Source organism: Oceanobacillus sp. NCCP-135, from assembly GCF_059698015.1.
In genome coordinates, this window is the sequence record NZ_BAAKSZ010000008.1 from 69,220 (window position 1) to 87,672 (window position 18,453).

General features: G+C 35.8%; 19 protein-coding genes. All 19 read left to right on the forward strand.

The features are described from left to right. Positions 1 to 28: 28 nt before the first annotated feature. The 19 genes from dnaK (at position 29) to AC6HVZ_RS07880 (ending at position 18,449) form a co-directional block, all read left to right on the forward strand. Complete coding sequence (gene dnaK, locus AC6HVZ_RS07790; RefSeq protein ID WP_497557591.1) at positions 29 to 1,861, forward strand: molecular chaperone DnaK; 1,833 nt, start codon at positions 29 to 31, stop codon at positions 1,859 to 1,861. Positions 1,862 to 2,008: 147 nt separating this feature from the next. Continuing rightward, positions 2,009 to 3,136 carry a molecular chaperone DnaJ gene (dnaJ, locus tag AC6HVZ_RS07795; protein ID WP_497557592.1) on the forward strand — a complete coding sequence of 376 codons (1,128 nt, stop codon included), beginning with the start codon at positions 2,009 to 2,011 and terminating at the stop codon, positions 3,134 to 3,136. Between the two features lie 66 nt (positions 3,137 to 3,202). Continuing rightward, positions 3,203 to 4,141, forward strand: coding sequence for a 50S ribosomal protein L11 methyltransferase (gene prmA / locus AC6HVZ_RS07800; protein WP_497557593.1), 939 nt, complete (start codon positions 3,203 to 3,205; stop codon positions 4,139 to 4,141). A 29-nt stretch (positions 4,142 to 4,170) separates the two neighbouring features. After that, positions 4,171 to 4,929: a 16S rRNA (uracil(1498)-N(3))-methyltransferase gene (locus AC6HVZ_RS07805; protein ID WP_497557594.1), complete on the forward strand. Its 759-nt coding sequence runs from the start codon at positions 4,171 to 4,173 to the stop codon at positions 4,927 to 4,929. Then, complete coding sequence (gene mtaB, locus AC6HVZ_RS07810; protein ID WP_497557595.1) at positions 4,929 to 6,281, forward strand: tRNA (N(6)-L-threonylcarbamoyladenosine(37)-C(2))-methylthiotransferase MtaB; 1,353 nt, start codon at positions 4,929 to 4,931, stop codon at positions 6,279 to 6,281. The genes AC6HVZ_RS07805 and mtaB overlap by 1 nt, the downstream gene beginning before the upstream one ends. A 124-nt stretch (positions 6,282 to 6,405) precedes the next feature. Beyond that, the gene (locus AC6HVZ_RS07815; RefSeq protein ID WP_497557596.1) at positions 6,406 to 6,843 is read left to right on the forward strand and encodes a MarR family winged helix-turn-helix transcriptional regulator; all 438 of its coding nucleotides are present in this window, start codon (positions 6,406 to 6,408) and stop codon (positions 6,841 to 6,843) included. Further along, on the forward strand, positions 6,833 to 8,026 hold the full coding sequence (locus AC6HVZ_RS07820) for an MFS transporter (protein ID WP_497557597.1): 1,194 nt from the start codon (positions 6,833 to 6,835) through the stop codon (positions 8,024 to 8,026). Before AC6HVZ_RS07815 ends, AC6HVZ_RS07820 begins: the two co-directional genes overlap by 11 nt. A gap of 86 nt (positions 8,027 to 8,112) precedes the next feature. Next, positions 8,113 to 8,778, forward strand: a complete 666-nt coding sequence (gene deoC, locus AC6HVZ_RS07825) for a deoxyribose-phosphate aldolase (RefSeq protein ID WP_497557681.1) — start codon at positions 8,113 to 8,115, stop codon at positions 8,776 to 8,778. A 205-nt stretch (positions 8,779 to 8,983) separates the two neighbouring features. Beyond that, positions 8,984 to 9,160, forward strand: a complete 177-nt coding sequence (gene rpsU / locus AC6HVZ_RS07830) for a 30S ribosomal protein S21 (protein WP_019377991.1) — start codon at positions 8,984 to 8,986, stop codon at positions 9,158 to 9,160. 18 nt (positions 9,161 to 9,178) lie between these two features. After that, positions 9,179 to 9,625, forward strand: a complete 447-nt coding sequence (locus AC6HVZ_RS07835; protein ID WP_497557598.1) for a GatB/YqeY domain-containing protein — start codon at positions 9,179 to 9,181, stop codon at positions 9,623 to 9,625. Between the two features lie 146 nt (positions 9,626 to 9,771). Further along, complete coding sequence (locus AC6HVZ_RS07840) at positions 9,772 to 11,109, forward strand: NfeD family protein (RefSeq protein ID WP_497557599.1); 1,338 nt, start codon at positions 9,772 to 9,774, stop codon at positions 11,107 to 11,109. A gap of 36 nt (positions 11,110 to 11,145) precedes the next feature. Beyond that, positions 11,146 to 12,150, forward strand: a complete 1,005-nt coding sequence (floA, locus tag AC6HVZ_RS07845) for a flotillin-like protein FloA (RefSeq protein ID WP_497557600.1) — start codon at positions 11,146 to 11,148, stop codon at positions 12,148 to 12,150. Positions 12,151 to 12,180: 30 nt separating this feature from the next. Further along, positions 12,181 to 12,693 carry a YqfB family membrane protein gene (locus AC6HVZ_RS07850; RefSeq protein ID WP_497557601.1) on the forward strand — a complete coding sequence of 171 codons (513 nt, stop codon included), beginning with the start codon at positions 12,181 to 12,183 and terminating at the stop codon, positions 12,691 to 12,693. A 243-nt stretch (positions 12,694 to 12,936) separates the two neighbouring features. Continuing rightward, positions 12,937 to 13,221 carry a sporulation protein YqfC gene (gene yqfC / locus AC6HVZ_RS07855; protein WP_497557602.1) on the forward strand — a complete coding sequence of 95 codons (285 nt, stop codon included), beginning with the start codon at positions 12,937 to 12,939 and terminating at the stop codon, positions 13,219 to 13,221. A gap of 11 nt (positions 13,222 to 13,232) precedes the next feature. Then, positions 13,233 to 14,450 carry a sporulation protein YqfD gene (gene yqfD, locus AC6HVZ_RS07860; protein WP_497557603.1) on the forward strand — a complete coding sequence of 406 codons (1,218 nt, stop codon included), beginning with the start codon at positions 13,233 to 13,235 and terminating at the stop codon, positions 14,448 to 14,450. Positions 14,451 to 14,452: 2 nt separating this feature from the next. After that, entirely contained in the window at positions 14,453 to 15,412 is a 960-nt protein-coding gene (locus tag AC6HVZ_RS07865) for a PhoH family protein (protein WP_497557604.1), read from the forward strand. Positions 15,413 to 15,487: 75 nt separating this feature from the next. Next, the gene (locus tag AC6HVZ_RS07870; RefSeq protein WP_497557605.1) at positions 15,488 to 17,632 is read left to right on the forward strand and encodes an HD family phosphohydrolase; all 2,145 of its coding nucleotides are present in this window, start codon (positions 15,488 to 15,490) and stop codon (positions 17,630 to 17,632) included. Then, on the forward strand, positions 17,633 to 18,097 hold the full coding sequence (ybeY, locus tag AC6HVZ_RS07875) for an rRNA maturation RNase YbeY (RefSeq protein ID WP_497557606.1): 465 nt from the start codon (positions 17,633 to 17,635) through the stop codon (positions 18,095 to 18,097). Continuing rightward, positions 18,087 to 18,449, forward strand: a complete 363-nt coding sequence (locus AC6HVZ_RS07880) for a diacylglycerol kinase family protein (protein WP_497557607.1) — start codon at positions 18,087 to 18,089, stop codon at positions 18,447 to 18,449. Before ybeY ends, AC6HVZ_RS07880 begins: the two co-directional genes overlap by 11 nt. The last annotated feature ends 4 nt before the right edge of the window (positions 18,450 to 18,453 follow it).

The following is an 18,453-nucleotide window of genomic DNA, read 5'->3' on the forward strand; positions in this document are numbered from 1 at the left end:
TATAAGTAGTTAAGGAGGAAATGGATTAATGAGTAAAATTATTGGAATTGACTTAGGAACAACAAACTCTTGTGTATCAGTTATGGAAGGTGGAGAAGCAGTTGTTATCCCTAACCCTGAAGGTAACCGCACCACACCATCTGTTGTAGCATTTAAAAACGGTGAAAGACAAGTAGGGGAAGTAGCAAAGCGTCAAGCAATTACGAACCCAAATACAATTCAATCCGTTAAACGTCATATGGGAACAGATTACAAAGTAAAAATTGAGGATAAAGAATATACTCCACAAGAAGTTTCAGCAATAATTCTGCAGCACATAAAATCTTATGCGGAAGATTATATTGGTGAAAAAGTAGAAAAAGCTGTTATTACAGTCCCAGCTTATTTTAACGATTCAGAGCGTCAGGCTACAAAAGATGCAGGGAAAATAGCTGGACTGGAAGTTGAACGTATCATTAACGAACCTACTGCTGCGGCATTAGCATATGGTATCGATAAAGAGGATCAAGATCAAACGATTCTTGTCTTTGACCTTGGTGGCGGAACCTTTGATGTTTCCATACTGGATATTGGTGATGGAACATTTGAAGTTGTTTCAACTGCAGGTGATAATCGCCTTGGTGGTGACGACTTTGATGAAGTTGTTATTGACCATATGGTACAGGAATTCAAAAAAGAAAATGGTATTGACCTATCCAAAGATAAAATGGCGACTCAACGATTAAAGGATGCTGCAGAAAAAGCGAAGAAGGACCTTTCTGGTGTGTCCCAAACACAAATTTCCTTACCATTTATTACAGCGGGTGAAGCAGGACCACTGCATATGGAAATGAGTTTAACCCGTGCTAAATTTGATGAATTAACTTCAGAATTAGTTGAACGGACAATGGTTCCAACACGTAAAGCACTATCAGATGCTGATTTATCAACAAATGAAATTGATAAAGTTATTCTGGTTGGAGGCTCAACACGTATTCCGGCTGTACAGGAAGCAATCAAACGTGAAATTGGTCAAGAACCTTCTAAAGGAGTTAACCCTGATGAAGTAGTGGCATTAGGTGCAGCAATTCAAGGTGGAGTCCTTCAAGGTGATGTAAAAGATGTAGTATTATTGGATGTTACACCACTTTCATTAGGGATTGAAACAATGGGGTCTGTTTCAACAAAATTAATTGAGCGTAACACAACTATTCCTACTAGTCATTCACAAGTATTCTCAACAGCTGCAGATAATCAAACAGCTGTAGATATCCATGTGCTTCAAGGCGAACGTGAAATGGCAGCCGATAATAAAACATTGGGTCGTTTTCAATTAACGGATATTCCACCAGCACCAAGAGGAGTACCACAAATTGAAGTATCATTTGATATCGATTCAAATGGTATTGTAAATGTTCGGGCAAAAGACATGGGAACAAACAAGGAACAATCCATTACAATTAAATCATCTTCAGGTCTTTCTGATGAAGAAGTCGATCGTATGGTAAAAGAAGCCGAGGAAAATGCAGAAGATGATAAAAAACGCCGTGAAGAAGTTGATCTTCGTAACGAAGCGGATCAATTAATTTTCACTACAGATAAAACAATTAAAGATCTGGGTGAAAAAATCTCAGATGAAGAAAAAGAAAAAGCAGAAGCTGCTAAAGAAGAATTAAAAACAGCAATCGAGTCAGATGATCTGGATCAAATTAAAGAAAAGAAAGAAGCATTGGAAGAACAGGTACAACAGCTGTCTGTGAAGATGTATGAACAAATGCAAAAAGATGCAGAGGCAGCTCAAGGTAGTGAAGATGGACAAAGCAAAGATGACGTTGTTGATGCAGATTATAAAGAAGTAGATGATGAAGAAGATAAAAAATAATAGCTAAAAACTCTAAAGTCAAAGTCAGGATTCTCTTGACTTTGACTTTTTTACTGATAGAAACCTCAGGCGAACATTTGCCACTATAGCTATTATGATGATAAGATAAAACGTATTCAAGTAGTGTATCGGGAGAGTGATTTACAAGTGAGCAAGCGTGATTATTATGATGTCCTTGGCGTTGGCAAGGATGCATCAAAAGAAGATATAAAAAAGGCGTATCGTAAATTAGCTAGGAAATATCATCCGGATGTTAATAAAGAGGATGATGCTCCAGATAAATTTAAAGAAGCCAAAGAAGCGTATGAAGTTTTAAGTAATGAACAAAAACGCTCGCAATATGATCAATTTGGGCATGCAGGTGCCGGAGGTCAAGGCTTTGGTGGCTTTGGCGGAGGCGCGCAGGACTTTGGTGGATTTGGTGATATATTTGATATGTTCTTTGGTGGTGGTGGCCGCCGATCTGATCCAAACGCCCCACAGCAAGGAGCGGATCTCCAATATACAATGGTCTTAGATTTTGAGGAAGCTATTTTTGGAAAAGAAGCAGATATTACCATCCCGAAAGATGAAGAATGTAATACCTGCCGAGGTTCAGGTGCAAAACCGGGAACCAAACCAAAAACATGTTCACATTGTAATGGTACTGGACAGCTAAATCAGGAACAGAATACACCTTTTGGTAGAGTTGTTAATCGAAGAGTATGCCACCACTGTAATGGATCTGGTAAAATAATTCCGGAGAAATGTACTACTTGTGCTGGAAAAGGAAAAGTTAAAAAGCATAAAAAAACTCATATTACGATTCCAGCAGGTATAGATGAAGGTCAGCAAATTCGTGTTACTGGTAAAGGTGAACCAGGGGTAAACGGTGGTCCTCCAGGGGATTTATATGTTGTGGTTCAAGTGAGAGATCATGATTTCTTTGAACGAGATGGCGATCATATATACTGTGAACTCCCACTGAATTATGCACAGGCAGCATTGGGTGATGAAGTAGAAGTACCAACAGTAAATGGAAAAGTTATGCTAAAAATCCCTGCAGGAACTCAATCTGGCAGAACCTTCCGTTTGAAAGGGAAAGGTGCTCCAAATGTTCGGGGTTATGGACATGGAGATCAACATATTATCGTTAAATTAGTCACACCAACGAAATTAACAGATCGGCAAAAAGAATTATTGCGTGAATTTAACGAAATTGGTGGTAATGAATCAACAAATGAGCAGGATAGTTCTTTATTTCAACGGTTTAAGAAAGCTTTTAAAAATGATTAATGATGCTGCTATGCAGCATCATATACATATGCAGGTATTTCTTATTCAGGAAATGGGTGGATCTAAATGAAATGGTCAGAGGTTTGTATTCATACGACAAATGAAGCAATTGAACCAATTTCTAACATCTTACATGAAACAGGTGCAAGTGGTCTCGTTATTGAAGACCCATTAGATTTAGTCAAACAGAGAGAGAATGCTTTTGGAGAAATCTATGAGTTGAATTTGGACGATTATCCGGAAGAGGGTGTATATATTAAAGCATATCTCCCGGTTAATAGTTTTTTAGGAGAAACGGTTGAAGAGATTAAACAAGCAATAAATAATTTAATGCTGTACGATATTGATCTCGGAAAAAATAATGTATCCTTGAGTGAAGTTCATGAAGAAGAATGGGCAACTGCATGGAAAAAGTATTATAAGCCCGTAAAAATTTCTAAGAAAATAACCATAACACCTACATGGGAAGACTATACACCAGTTTCCAGTGATGAAATTATTATCGAGCTTGATCCAGGAATGGCGTTTGGAACCGGTACACATCCGACAACTGTCCTAAGTATACAAGCATTGGAACAATATCTAGAAAAAGATGATGTCGTACTGGATGTAGGTTGTGGGTCAGGAGTACTGAGTATTGCATCAGCCAAGCTGGGTGCAGGGGAAGTATATGCATATGATTTAGATGATATTGCGGTTAAGAGTACGAAACTGAATGCTGAGTTAAATAAATTAAGTAAACAGATCACAACAAAACAAAATAACTTACTTGATCATGTAAATAGAAAGGCAAATATCATCGTATCTAATATTTTAGCCGAAATCATTGTTCGGTTTATTGATGATGCCTGGGAGAATCTTGAACGTGACGGTTTATTTATTACATCTGGTATTATTCAAAATAAGAAACAATTAGTTAAGGGTAAACTGCAGGAAAAAGGATTTGAAATTTTAGAAGTTAATGAGATGGAAGATTGGATTTCAATAGTAGCAAAAAAAGGTTAACTGTATGAATATCCGAAAGCAGGTGTGATGTGCAACGATATTTTGTTCCTGAATCAGAGTGGAATGAGGATAAAGTGATTATTAAAGATAATGATGTTCATCACATACAAAGAGTAATGCGATCAAAAGAGGGTGATCAAGTAATCTGTAATCATCCAGATGGACATGCTGCAATTTGTATAATAATAGCAATTGAATCAGATGAAGTACATTTAAGAATTCAAGAATGGCTGAATGAAACTGTAGAACTCCCAATTAAAGTCACCATTGCACAAGGATTGCCTAAAGGCGATAAATTTGATTTAATATTGCAAAAGGGAACAGAACTTGGTGCATATTCCTTTATTCCTTTTCAGGCTGACAGGTCTGTTGCTGTATGGGATAATAAAAAAATAGAAAAAAAGACGAAACGCTTTTTAAAAATTTTGAAAGAGGCAAGTGAACAAAGTCATCGAAATAGGATACCTGAAATAAAATCCCTGATGTCAATTTCAGATCTATTAAAAGAAAGCAAGAAATATGATGTAAAGATTTTTGCATATGAAGAAGAGGCTAAAACAGTTAATTATCAATCATATGGTACACTATTAAATAAACTTGAAATAGGTCAAAGTCTATTTGTATGTATTGGTCCCGAAGGTGGATTTTCATCTAAAGAAGCAGAGATTTTAAAGAATAATGACTTTTATCCTGTTCGTCTGGGTCCGAGAATATTGCGAACAGAAACAGCAGCTTTATATGCGTTAGCAAGTATTTCCTATCATTTTGAAGAATTGAGGTGTAAATAATGCCAACAGTAGCATTTCATACATTAGGTTGTAAGGTAAATCATTATGAAACAGAAGGTATTTGGCGGATGTTTATGGACAATGGCTATGAACGTGTAGATTTTGACCATGATTCTGACGTTTATGTCATCAATACATGTACGGTAACGAATACCGGCGATAAAAAAAGCAGACAAACGATTCGTCGTGCAATTAGAAAAAACCCGGAAGCAATTGTCTGTGTAACAGGTTGTTATGCTCAGACATCTCCAGGTGAAATAATGGAAATCCCTGGAGTAGATATTGTAGTTGGAACCCAGGATCGGAAAAATATGCTGAAATATATTGATGAACATCAAAAAACAAGAGAGCCAATTAATGGTGTGACAAATATAATGAAAAATCGTGTGTTTGAAGAAATGGATGTTCCTGAATTTACTGATCGTACACGAGCTTCATTAAAAATCCAAGAAGGCTGTAACAACTTTTGCACATTTTGTATCATTCCCTGGTCCAGGGGGCTACTACGCTCAAGGGATCCGGAAAATGTTGTGATGCAGGCACAAAAACTGGCAGATGCAGGCTATAAGGAAATTGTGCTTACAGGGATCCATACTGCTGGATATGGTGAAGATATGAATGATTACAATTTTGCAATGCTTTTAAGAGACTTGGAAACCAAAGTGGATGGACTTAAACGAATTCGTATTTCCTCAATTGAAGCAAGTCAAATAACAGATGAAGTTATTGATGTTCTTGACAAATCCGAAAAAATAGTACGCCATCTGCATATTCCTCTGCAATCTGGATCTGATACCGTACTCGCAAGAATGCGCAGAAAGTACTCAAGCGAATTTTATAAAGAAAAAGTACAAAAGATTCGGGGGGCATTACCTGGATTGGCAATTACTTCGGATGTAATTGTTGGTTTTCCAGGTGAAACGGATGAAGAATTCAGGCAAACCTATGATTTTATCAAAGAAGTTGGTTACTCAGAACTCCATGTATTTCCATTTTCCAGACGTACTGGAACACCGGCAGCCCGGATGAGTGATCAAGTGGATGAAGATCTTAAAAATGAACGGGTACATCAATTAATCGAATTGTCAGATCAATTGGCTAAAGAATATGCTTCTGCTTATGAAAATGAAGTTTTAGAAGTGATTCCCGAAGAACGGGTTCATGATGAAAATCACCCTGAATTATTAATCGGCTATACGGATAACTATATGAAAGTACAGTTTGAAGGAACTCCGGATATGATTGGGAAAATTGTACGGGTAAAAATAACAAACGCTGGCTATCCAATTAATAAAGGTATTTTTGTAAGAATTATGGATACAGCAACACATGCACAAGCGAAAGTAAATTAAAAATATATCCAGTCAGGTGACTGGATATATTTTTTTGCTCTTTACAATACTTGCTTAATCAATTAATATATATTAATGGGCAAATTACTTACTTAGGTAAATAATTTAAGGAGTAACTTAAAATATGATATTTTATAATGAAAACCTTGTACATCTTATCAACCAAAAATACCGTTTTTTAACGAAAGAGCTTAATCTGGTATTAAATGAATTTGGGTTGTACCATTCTCAATGGACGATTCTTTATTGTTTATACACCAAAGGAGCAATGACTCAGACAGCTATTTGGCGGTATTTAAACGTTGAAGCACCTACGATTACCAGAACCGTAAAAAAATTAGAGGAAAATGGCTGGGTTGCAAGAATAAAAGGAGAGGATAAAAGGGAAAACATCATCAATCTGACTAAACAATCTCACATGAAAATTCACTCGATTAAATACCGAATAGAATTATTTGAAAATGAAATATTAAAAGGTTTATCCATTTGTGAACAAGAGACTTTGAAAGGATTACTTCAAAAAATCGGCCCTGAGGAGAGAATTGATCTAGATGAAAAATAATGCAAGACGGCCTGTTTGGACGAAAGATTTTATAGGTATTTCCATAACTCACCTTATCATCTTTCTTATTTTTTATACGCTATTAACCACATTGCCAATCTATGTTATCCAGTCATTGGGAGGAAACGAAGCACAGGGTGGCTTATTAGTTACAGTTATGCTGCTTGCAGCAATATTGGTGAGACCTATATCCGGCAGAATATTGGAAGTATTAGGCAAGAAAAATACATTGATGATTACTGTAGTAGCTTTTGCAATTACTACATTTTTTTATTTGGTCTTTGATCAATATCATTCATTATTAATTTTACGTTTTATTCATGGACTGTCTTTTGGAATTGCAACTACAGCGACAGGGGCGATTGCAGCAGACACAATTCCGGGAGAGCGTAAAGGTGAGGGACTTGGATATTTTGCTATGGCGACTAATATAGCTATGGTAATTGGCCCTTTTATCGGATTATCTATGCTGCAAATCACCTCGTTTAAGATGCTTTTCATTCTTTTAAGTATATTAATCCTATTGGCAGTTGTTTGTGCATGGATTGTTAAAGTACCAAAGTTGCCAAAAGTAAATAAAAGTGATATGAAAAGAAAGATGACCATTCATGATATCTTTGAATTAAAGGCATTGCCGATAGCTAGTATTGCCGCACTTATTTCATTTGCTTATGCTGGTATACTTTCATTTATTTCGGTTTATGCTAATGCATTGGATCTTGACGCTGTTGCGAGTTATTTCTTTGTTGTATTTGCATTTGTCATGATTATTACAAGACCTTCATTTGGAAGAGCATTTGATAGCAGAGGTCCCAGTTTTATAATTATTCCGAGTCTCTTTGTCTTTGCAATAGGACTAGTAATACTTAGTTTCACACAAACTGCGCTTGTTCTGCTTATAGCAGCTGCTATAATTGGTTTGGGGTATGGTTCATTATTACCAAGCTTCCAAACAATGGCAGTACAATCAACAGCTGAGCATCGCAGCGGCCATGCAACAGCAACCTTCTTTACCATGTATGATATCGGAATTGCTTTAGGAACCTATATTTTAGGTATTATTGTAACGTATGTGAGCTTTCGTTCGATTTATATAATTTGTGCAGCAATAATTTTTGTCGTGTTAATACTGTTCAGTTTATATCAGTTAAATACTAAAAAAGGAGAAAGAGAAATTAACTAGATTATAATTAGATTTTTCCTTTCCGTCATGCTATGATGACTTTAGAGGTACGTACAACGAAATATGAAAGGAAGATTGAAGTGACTATAAACTTAGCGAAGTACATTGATCATACACAATTAAAACCTGATACAACAAAAGAAAAAATCCAGCAGATCGTTGCGGAAGCGAGGGAATATGAATTTGCTTCTGTTTGTGTTAACCCATATTGGGTATCTTTTTGCTATGAAAACCTTAAGGATACATCTGTAAAGGTTTGTACTGTTATAGGATTTCCTCTTGGTGCTACATCTACCGAGACAAAGGTCTTTGAAACAAAACAAGCAATTAATGATGGAGCTACGGAAGTGGATATGGTAATAAACGTAGGAGAACTTAAGTCTGGAAATGATCAAGTTGTTAAGGCTGATATAGTAGCAGTAGTAAATGCTGCAAAAGGCGATGCTTTAACAAAGGTTATTATCGAAACGTCCCTACTATCTACCGATGAAAAAGTTCGAGCATGTAAATTAGCAAAAGAAGCAGGTGCCGACTTTGTTAAAACCTCCACTGGGTTCTCCGGTGGAGGTGCAACGATGGAAGATATAAAATTAATGCGCCAAGCTGTTGGAAGTGAAATGGGTGTTAAAGCGTCGGGAGGCGTTCGTGATCTAAAAGCAACGAAAGCAATGATCGAAGCAGGTGCAACCAGAATCGGCGCTAGTGCAGGAATTGATATTATAAAAGGAAATGAGAGTTCTTCTGATTATTAATTATTAAATATAGATCAAATGTTCATTTCATAATAATAGATCATTCTTATCTCGGTGAAGTCTATTTATTTAATAAAATTTAGATAGATAAAAAATAATATGTTGACCTGTAAGTTGGAATATATTATACTATTTTAAGGCATATGATATCCATATACATATGTCTGTACAATCTTTTTTGTGCTTCGGAGGGAGGGAAATTAGCATGTCAAATACAACTCGCGTTCGTAAAAACGAGTCTCTTGAGGATGCTCTTCGTCGCTTCAAGCGTAGTGTATCAAAAAGTGGTACATTACAGGAATATCGTAAGCGTGAACACTATGAAAAACCTAGCGTAAGACGTAAAAAGAAATCTGAAGCTGCTAGAAAACGTAAATTCTAAAAAGGATGCGAAAAAAGCATGGCATTACTTGAACAGCTGAATCAGGATATGAAGCAGGCGATGAAGAATAAGGATAAAGAAACCTTAAATGTAGTTCGCATGGTTAAAGCTTCAATACAAAATGAGTCAATCAAGCTTGGTAAAGATACACTTTCTAAAGACGAAGAATTAACCATTTTGTCCAGAGAGTTAAAACAAAGAAAAGATTCCCTCCAAGAATTCAAATCAGCTGGACGCAATGATCTTGTTGAAAAAATTGAAATTGAACTCAATATTTTACAGAAATATATGCCAAAACAGCTTACTGTTGATGAACTCGAGGCAATTATTCAACAGGCGATTCAAGAAGTTAATGCAACATCCCAGAAGGATATGGGTAGAGTTATGGGCGTTGTTATGCCAAAGGTAAAGGGCAGAGCAGATGGTTCTAAAATAAACCAACTCGTACAAAAACATTTGAATTAAATTAGATAAAAGGACCTTGTCAACAAAATGACAGGGTCCTTTTGATGTGATATTATTTAAGTAATTATGTTGTTGGTTGAAATAATTGAAACCAATAGCTGGTATATTTCGTATACAATATAAATGCCGAAAGTGGGGTGAAAATTTTGCCAGGTAAACGTAAACGAATTACAATATACATAATTGTATTGCTTTCATTATTTTCCACTATGTTCCATACTGCCACTGCAGACCTTGTTCAAGCGAATGACGGAAGTGGTAAATCAGTTTTCTTTATACCTATTGAAAAAGAGGTTGAACGTGGTCTCGAGGCATTTTTGTCCCGAACAACTAATGAAGCCGTTGAAGAAGGAGCTGATCACATTGTTTTTGAAATTGATACTCCAGGTGGGAGAGTGGATTCTGCCGGTCAAATTGGTAGAATTATACAGGATTTAGAAATACCTACAACTTCTTTTATCGTTAATCAGGCCTTGTCTGCAGGTTCCTACATTGCTTTGTTTACAGATTCAATATATATGAAACCACATGCAACGATGGGAGCAAGCGGTGTTATTAATCAGGATGGTACCGCTGCAGATAAAAAAGCACAATCAGCGTGGTTGGAAGCTATGCGCAGTGCGGCTGAATCAAAAGGAAGAGACCCACTATATGCAGCAGCAATGGCAGATATGGACATTGATCTTCCTGAATATGGAGCTCCTGAAGGGAAATTTCTAACACTGGGCCCTGGAGATGCTCTTAAGGTTGAATATTCAAAAGGAACTGTTGATGACCGTGTGGAGTTATTACATGAGTTAGGTTTATCTAATGCTACAGTTATTGAAAAGGAAACGACTTTTGCTGAAGAGCTTGCCAGATTTTTAACAAACCCTGTTGTTATACCTATTCTATTGTCTTTAGCTAGTTTGGGGTTAATTGTGGAATTATATTCCCCAGGATTTGGGGTACCTGGAATAATGGGCTTGGTCTCACTCCTTTTATTTTTCTATGGACATATCGTTGCAGGATTAGCAGGCATGGAAGCAATAATACTACTCATTATCGGAATTGCTCTAATAATAGCCGAGTTTTTTGTACCTGGTGGAATAATTGGTTTACTCGGTGCAGGAGCTGTTATTGGGTCGTTATTTATGTCAGGTTATGATCTTGGTCATATGTCAATGAGTATTGGAATTGCTTTTATAGTTGCGTTGGTTGCCGCAGTTATTTTATTTAGAAGAATAGGAATGGATAAGGGAGTTTTTCGCCATATTATTCTAAGAGATCAAACAACAACTGAATTAGGCTATGTATCTTCCGTGAATCGATTGGAGTTAATTGGTTTGAAAGGTGTTACAGTTACACCACTAAGGCCATCTGGAACAGCAGTATTGAATGATGAGCGGCTGGATGTTATATCTGAAGGCGGATTTATTGAAGCTAACAAACAAATAAAAGTTGTGAAGGTAGAAGGAGTTCGTATTGTTGTTAGAGAAATCTAATATATAATAAATTTAAAATATACAGGAGGAATTTTAATGGAATTAGCAGAACTTATGCCGTTTATAATAGTTGCGGTAATATTGATCGTATTAGCGATTTTATTCACTTTTATTCCAGTAGCATTATGGATTAGCGCTTTGGCGGCTGGTGTTAAGGTTGGTATCTTTACATTGATTGGGATGCGACTGCGCCGGGTAGTACCTAATCGAGTAATTAACCCGTTAATCAAAGCCCATAAAGCTGGATTGAATGTTAAAACAAACCAACTTGAGAGTCATTATTTGGCGGGTGGTAATGTAGACAGAGTAGTAAACGCATTAATTGCTGCACATAGAGCAAATATCGAATTACCATTTGAACGTGGTGCTGCAATTGATTTAGCAGGTCGTGATGTGCTGGAAGCAGTACAAATGAGTGTTAACCCTGAGGTTATTGAAACTCCTTTTATCGCAGGTATAGCGATGGATGGAATTGAAGTAAAAGCAAAAGCCAGAATAACTGTAAGAGCGAACATCGATCGCCTTGTCGGTGGTGCAGGGGAAGAAACAATTATTGCCCGTGTGGGTGAGGGTGTTGTAAGTACAATTGGTAGTTCGGAAACACATGCAAGAGTGTTAGAAAATCCCGATTCCATCTCACATACAGTATTAAGTAAAGGATTAGATGCTGGAACTGCTTTCGAAATCTTGTCGATTGATATTGCAGATGTGGATATCGGTAAAAACATTGGTGCCATCCTGCAAACAGATCAAGCGGAAGCAGATAAAAATATTGCTCAAGCTAAAGCAGAAGAACGACGAGCAATGGCTGTTGCACAAGAACAGGAAATGCTTGCACGAGTACAAGAAATGCGTGCAAAAGTTGTGGAAGCAGAAGCAGATGTACCACTTGCACTAGCAGAAGCATTACGTTCTGGTAATTTAGGTGTTATGGATTATATGAATTACAAAAACATTGATGCCGATACGGATATGCGTGATACAATAGGCAAATTATCTAATGATAGTAATGATGAAAATGATAAAAATGATAATAACTAATACCATGTCTGATCATAAAGGAGGGGTTTGATGGAAGGGCTTATTGGACTTTTTGAAGCGCTTATGAGTAACTTTTTCATCGTCATTATAATAATCGCAGGAATTATTGGCTTTTTTAGAGATAATTCAGCGAAACAAAAAGAGCAACAGCAAAGAAAGCCAAATAATCGGCCCAGACCAACTGCTACTCCTTCTGGTAGTAATAACCCAACTCAAAAGGGTTCTCGCAAATACCAGTCTGATAAAGAGGTTTATACGACATCTATTGAGGAACAGCAAAATGTACAAATGGAGCAATTGGCAAATCGTTATAAAGTAAATGCTAACCAAGCACTCAATGAACTTTCACATGATGCTATAATAGGAAATACATTGCGTGAACCAAAAAAAGAGCTGTCACAAAGTCAGGAAAGTTTAAAAAGGCAAATTGGCAGTAACTTAAATAAAAAAGGTTTAATCAATGGTATTATCATGTCTGAAGTCTTAGGACCACCCAGAGCTTCGAAACCATATCGAAGTGTTATTGGGCAGCGGAGGAAATAACTTAATAACCAGGCTTATTGCTAAGGGGATTCTTGAAAGAGTATTGCTCTTCTTTAGCAGCACTTAAACGCCAAAGTGCAAGCCTTAGTTACACTTATGCTGATTGCATATAAGGGTATACGTTATCAGTGAAATAAAAGTCATCAACAGGTAAGCGGATAATGCTTGTCATGTTGGTGGCTTTTTTTGGTTCTTATATTTTCTCTGCTTTCATAAATATGTATGTGAGAGGGGGCTGCATAAATGAGTAAATTTCAGCAACGAATTAGACCATGGTTAATAAAATATCTTGCACTTCCTTCTGATGTAATACTAGAACTACCGAGAATAACAATAATTGGACAATTACACGTTTATATTGAAAATCATCAGGGGTTAGAAAAATATTCAGATAGCGAGCTTAAACTAAAGACGAATAAAGGATATATAGAAATTATTGGTAAATCTTTTGTTTTAAAGATGATGCTGCCAGAAGAAATTTTATTAGAAGGAACGATTCAGGAAGTGAAATTCACCCCTGATCACTGAAGGAGGAGGCAATGAAAAATACACAAGGTTCTTATTTTACTGGATATGTGACCATTTTGATAAAGGGAGACAGGCCAGAACTGTTTTTTCAAAAGTGCATTGACAGTGGAATTATTATATGGAATGTGCGAAAACTTGCAAACGATGCTTGTGAAGGCAATATAAAATTATATGATATTAAACAAATAAAAAAACTAAGACATGGAACAAATTATAAAATTAATTTTACGAATAGGAAGGGGTATCCGTTTTTAGTTAAACGGTTTATTAGAAAAAAGCCATTATTAATGGGGATTATATTAAGTTTGGTCCTAATTGTTCTCTTATCCAATATTATTTGGGAAGTTAAGATAACAGGAGTTCCAAAGAATATTGAAGAAAAAATCAGTAGACAATTGGATAGTTATGATATACATCCAGGTTCGTGGATTTTTTCGCTTGAATCGCCGAATATTATTCAGCAAAAATTAATAGAAGATGTTCCGGAGTTATTATGGGTTGGTGTAGAACAAAAAGGGACAACCTTCTTCTTGGAAGGTGTAGAAAAGATCATAGTAAAAGAAGAAGAAATTCAAGGACCCCGTAATTTAATTGCTACTAAGAAAGGTATTATTAAAAAAATGTATGTTTCAAAGGGGCTTCCTAAAGTAGAGGTTAATGATTATGTGGAGCCTGGTGATGTACTCGTTTCAGGAATAATAAACGGTTTGGAAGAAGAAGCTGAACCTGATAAAAAAGAGGAGCAATTGGAGCTTGTTGCTGCTGAAGGTGAAATCATAGCTACAACCTGGTATGAAGTAACTGTAACAGTGCCGTTAAGGGGAGATTATGAGCAATTAACAGGGAACCAGAAAAAAAAATACTATTTGCGTTTCGGTAATTTTCGATTGCCTGTTTGGGGGTTTAGAAACCCTGAATATGATCATGTTCATCGGGAAATCAATGAGGAAAATATAAAACTATTCAATTGGAATTTACCGATTAAAATAGGTGAAACAATATTAAGTGAAAAAATGGCCAATGAAATAAATAGATCGAAAGAGGATGCTGTACAAATTGGGATAAGTCAGGCGAAAAGTGAGCTTAAACTACAATTAGGTCCAAATGCACAAATTATCTCTGAAAAAGTTTTGCAAGAAACCACGGACAATGGTAAAGTTAAATTAAACTTATATATTAATGTGGAAGAAGATATTGCTAAAGCACAACCTATAAATCAAGGAGATTGATTATGCCAGGAAACCTAACAGAAATAGACCTGCAATTAACAAGTCAAAGTGAAGCATTAGCTTTATTTGGTACAAATGATAAATATCTAAAACAGATTGAAGAACAGTTGCATGTTTCCATCGTAACCCGAGGTGAACTGGTTAGCGTATCGGGAACAGATAATGATATATTATTTGTACAAAAGATTTTGCTGACACTTTTATCAGTTATTAGAAAAGGATCAACGATTTCCGAGCGTGATGTAGTTTATGCTGTAGATCTAGCGAAAGATGGCAAAATAGAACAATTTGAAACACTCTTTGAAGATGTGATAACAAAAAATGCAAAAGGAAAATCAATTCGTGTAAAAACATTAGGACAAAAAGGTTATATATCTGCAATAAAATCAAAAGATCTTGTATTTGGCATCGGTCCTGCGGGTACAGGTAAAACATATTTAGCAGTAGTAATGGCCGTACATGCGTTAAAAAGCGGAAATGTAAAACGAATAATTTTGACTAGACCTGCAGTGGAAGCTGGAGAAAGCTTAGGATTTCTACCAGGTGATTTAAAGGAGAAGGTCGATCCTTATTTACGTCCGCTATACGATGCTTTACATGATGTATTGGGTGCAGAACACACATTGCGTCTAATTGAAAGAGAGACAATAGAAATAGCCCCGCTGGCATATATGCGTGGTAGAACATTAGATGATGCGTTTGTCATTTTGGATGAGGCACAGAATACGACACAAGAACAGATGAAAATGTTTCTAACTCGGTTAGGCTTTGGATCTAAGATGGTTATAACTGGTGATATTACTCAAATAGATTTACCTAAAGGAATGAAGTCAGGATTGCATGTTGCAAATCAACTATTGGATTCGGTAAAGGGGATTTCATTTATACATTTAGATGAGACAGATGTAGTCAGACATCCATTAGTACAGAAGATTATAGCTGCATATGAAAAGAACAGCTAGTAGGGATGTTCTAGAAATAAGACCCTAAAAAATGGGTCTTATTTCTATATCAAGTTCTATAACGGGGTGAAACGTATGAAAAAGAAAAGAATGTTTCCTGTAAAATTACCATTCAGTATGAATAATAAATATATTTTTATTTTATTACCAGTAACGATCTTAGCTGCTTTTTTCTTTTTTGTTACATTAAATAATGTACATACTGAAACCTATGATTTAGAACGGTTTAATAGTGCGAAAGAAACGATTCATTCTCCAATAACGATTGAAAACGAGCAGGAAACAGAACGAAAAATGAGAGAAACTGTGCAATCTGTAGAAGACAGATACAATATTTCTAATGAAATTACTGAAGAACGTGTGGCATATGTAGATGAAATATTTGAAGCTATAAGAAAATTAGAAGAAGAAAATACTAATAAAGATGAAGACTCCGGTGAAGAAAATGCAGCGGTGCCTTTGTCGAATCAGGAAAAAATTCAACAATTAAAACAAATCCTTTCCCCGGAAATAACGGAACAATTAAACGAGGAAGTATTATCACAATTAATAGCAGTACCCAGCAGTGAACGGGAAAAAGGCAGGACCTTATTTATTTCTTCATTGGAAGATACGCTCGAAAATGGTGTTCGAATAGAAAATACTCAAAGTGCCGTATCGACGATGAAACAAAATATAAAATATTCTACAATGGATAGTAATTTAAAGGATTCTTTAACGAAACTTAGTGAATTTGCTGTTGTTGAGAATTCATTCTTTGACATCGATAAAACAAATATTGCACGCAAAGAAGCTGCCAGCAGTGTTGACCCTGTAATGATTAGAGCTGGTGAAGTTATTGTTAGAGAAGGACAAATAATCACAAATGAAATATATGAAAAATTAAATTTGGTTGGTTTACTTAATAAAGAACGAAATGTCTTTCCAATTATTGGTCTATCTCTGTTAATTATTTTGATTAGTAGCGTTATTGCCTATGAGATGTTTAGACTAAATAAAATTGGTCAATTAGATAGGGGAAAAATAGGATCGATTGTTTTTATTAGTATTATAGTCGTTTTATTAATGAAAATTGTCAGTTTGTATTCCAATACAGGAAATCAATTGTTCTATGTTGTCCCAGTTGCCACAGGAGTATTATTGATTAAATTACTAATTCATGAGCGTTCAGCAATTATATTGGCCGGTCTATATGCTATTTTAGGAAGTATTATATTTAATAGTCAAATACCCGGTTCTCTAAATGTGGAAGCGGGAACCTATTTCTTTTTCTCACAGCTAGCTGGAGTAATATTCCTTATGAATGTGAAGGATCGTTTCGCCATCGTAAAAGCGGGATTTGGAATGATCACGGTAAATATTATTACTGTACTATTATTTTTATTTCTTTCATTTGAAAAATATGCAATAAGTGATTTATTTATACAGGCTGGCTTTGCAGCAGCTGCTGCTTTTCTTTCAGCAGTACTGACAATAGGATTATTACCATTTTTTGAGACGAGCTTAGGGATCCTGTCCGATATTAAATTATTGCAATTATCCAGCCCCAATCAACCATTGCTGAAAAAACTGTTAACGGAAGCTCCAGGAACATATCATCATTCTATAATGGTTGCGAACATAAGTGAAACAGCTTGTGAGGCAGTGGGGGCAAATGGTTTACTTGCCAGGGTTGGTGCTTATTATCATGATTTAGGCAAAACAGTAAGACCCCACTATTTTATTGAAAATCAATTGTCGATTAATAATCCGCATGATGAACTTCCGCCTAGACAAAGTGCGGAAATAATTATTAATCATCCTTATGACGGAGCTGATATGTTAAAAGAACATCGATTACCGAAGGAGATTATAGATATTGCCAGTCAGCATCATGGGACATCCTTGCTGAAATATTTTTATTATAAAGAAATAGAAACAAATAAACATGCCAATGAAGAAAACTATAGATATCCAGGGCCGAATCCACAAACTAAAGAAGCTGCTATCATTTGTATATCTGATTCAGTAGAAGCTGCAGTGCGGTCTTTGAAGGAACCTACGGAAGAAAAAATTGAAGAAATCGTTTCATCCATTGTGAATGATCGCATGATGGATGGACAATTGGATGAAAGCCCACTTACGTTAAAAGAACTCAAAATTGTTCACCGTACGATTTGTAATACGCTAAAGGGGATATTCCATTCAAGAATACAGTATCCAATGAAGGAGGCAAAATAAATGTATATTGATTTTCACGATGACACAAGATCAGTACCTACAGATTACATCGATTTATTGCAACGACTAATTATTTTTGCTGCTGGGAAAGAAGATATCTCAAAGGAGGCGGAAGTATCCATCAACTTTGTTGATAACAAAAAAATTCAGGAGCTAAATCGAAACTATCGTCAAAAGAATGTGCCAACAGATGTTATTTCTTTTGCCTTACAGGATTCTGTCGAAGGAGAACTAGCTATTATTGGTGAAGACATACCGTTGGTTTTAGGGGATATTGTAATATCTGTAGATAAGGTGAAGGAACAAGCGAAAGAATATAATCATTCATTCGAGAGAGAGTTAGGGTTTTTAGCCGTTCATGGTTTTCTTCATTTAATAGGATATGACCACATGAAGAAAGAAGACGAAGAAAAGATGTTTAGAAGACAAGATGAGATACTTGGTGAATTTGGAATTGAAAGGTAAAAAAAGATGGATAGGATTTTCTTTCGCTTGGAATGGCATAAAAACAGCAGTTAAAACAGAGAGAAATTTTAAAATTCATTTACTGGCTGCAATGCTTGTTAGCATTGCTGGTCTTTTTTTCCATTTGTCAAAAATGGAATGGGTTGTCATTCTCTTAGTAATTGGAATGGTTTTAGTTACAGAATTAATAAATACTGTAATAGAAAAAATGATTGATTATCTGAAGCCGGATATGCATCCAACAGCAAAGGTTATAAAAGATATTGCTGCGGGTGCAGTGTTGATTTCAGTGATTATTGCATTAGTAATTGGCTTGATTATTTTTATCCCAAAACTATATATGTTTTTATAAAAGC

What these genes read in the sequence shown, in the direction of transcription:
- AC6HVZ_RS07815 (WP_497557596.1), top strand. Translation starts at nt 6,406, where the DNA reads ATGATATTTTATAATGAAAACCTTGTACATCTTATCAACCAAAAATAC.
- yqfD (WP_497557603.1), top strand. Translation starts at nt 13,233, where the DNA reads ATGAAAAATACACAAGGTTCTTATTTTACTGGATATGTGACCATTTTG.
- AC6HVZ_RS07835 (WP_497557598.1), top strand. Translation starts at nt 9,179, where the DNA reads ATGGCATTACTTGAACAGCTGAATCAGGATATGAAGCAGGCGATGAAG.
- rpsU (WP_019377991.1), top strand. Translation starts at nt 8,984, where the DNA reads ATGTCAAATACAACTCGCGTTCGTAAAAACGAGTCTCTTGAGGATGCT.
- yqfC (WP_497557602.1), top strand. Translation starts at nt 12,937, where the DNA reads ATGAGTAAATTTCAGCAACGAATTAGACCATGGTTAATAAAATATCTT.
- AC6HVZ_RS07870 (WP_497557605.1), top strand. Translation starts at nt 15,488, where the DNA reads ATGAAAAAGAAAAGAATGTTTCCTGTAAAATTACCATTCAGTATGAAT.
- prmA (WP_497557593.1), top strand. Translation starts at nt 3,203, where the DNA reads ATGAAATGGTCAGAGGTTTGTATTCATACGACAAATGAAGCAATTGAA.
- AC6HVZ_RS07865 (WP_497557604.1), top strand. Translation starts at nt 14,453, where the DNA reads ATGCCAGGAAACCTAACAGAAATAGACCTGCAATTAACAAGTCAAAGT.
- floA (WP_497557600.1), top strand. Translation starts at nt 11,146, where the DNA reads ATGGAATTAGCAGAACTTATGCCGTTTATAATAGTTGCGGTAATATTG.
- dnaK (WP_497557591.1), top strand. Translation starts at nt 29, where the DNA reads ATGAGTAAAATTATTGGAATTGACTTAGGAACAACAAACTCTTGTGTA.
- AC6HVZ_RS07820 (WP_497557597.1), top strand. Translation starts at nt 6,833, where the DNA reads ATGAAAAATAATGCAAGACGGCCTGTTTGGACGAAAGATTTTATAGGT.
- AC6HVZ_RS07850 (WP_497557601.1), top strand. Translation starts at nt 12,181, where the DNA reads ATGGAAGGGCTTATTGGACTTTTTGAAGCGCTTATGAGTAACTTTTTC.
- mtaB (WP_497557595.1), top strand. Translation starts at nt 4,929, where the DNA reads ATGCCAACAGTAGCATTTCATACATTAGGTTGTAAGGTAAATCATTAT.
- ybeY (WP_497557606.1), top strand. Translation starts at nt 17,633, where the DNA reads ATGTATATTGATTTTCACGATGACACAAGATCAGTACCTACAGATTAC.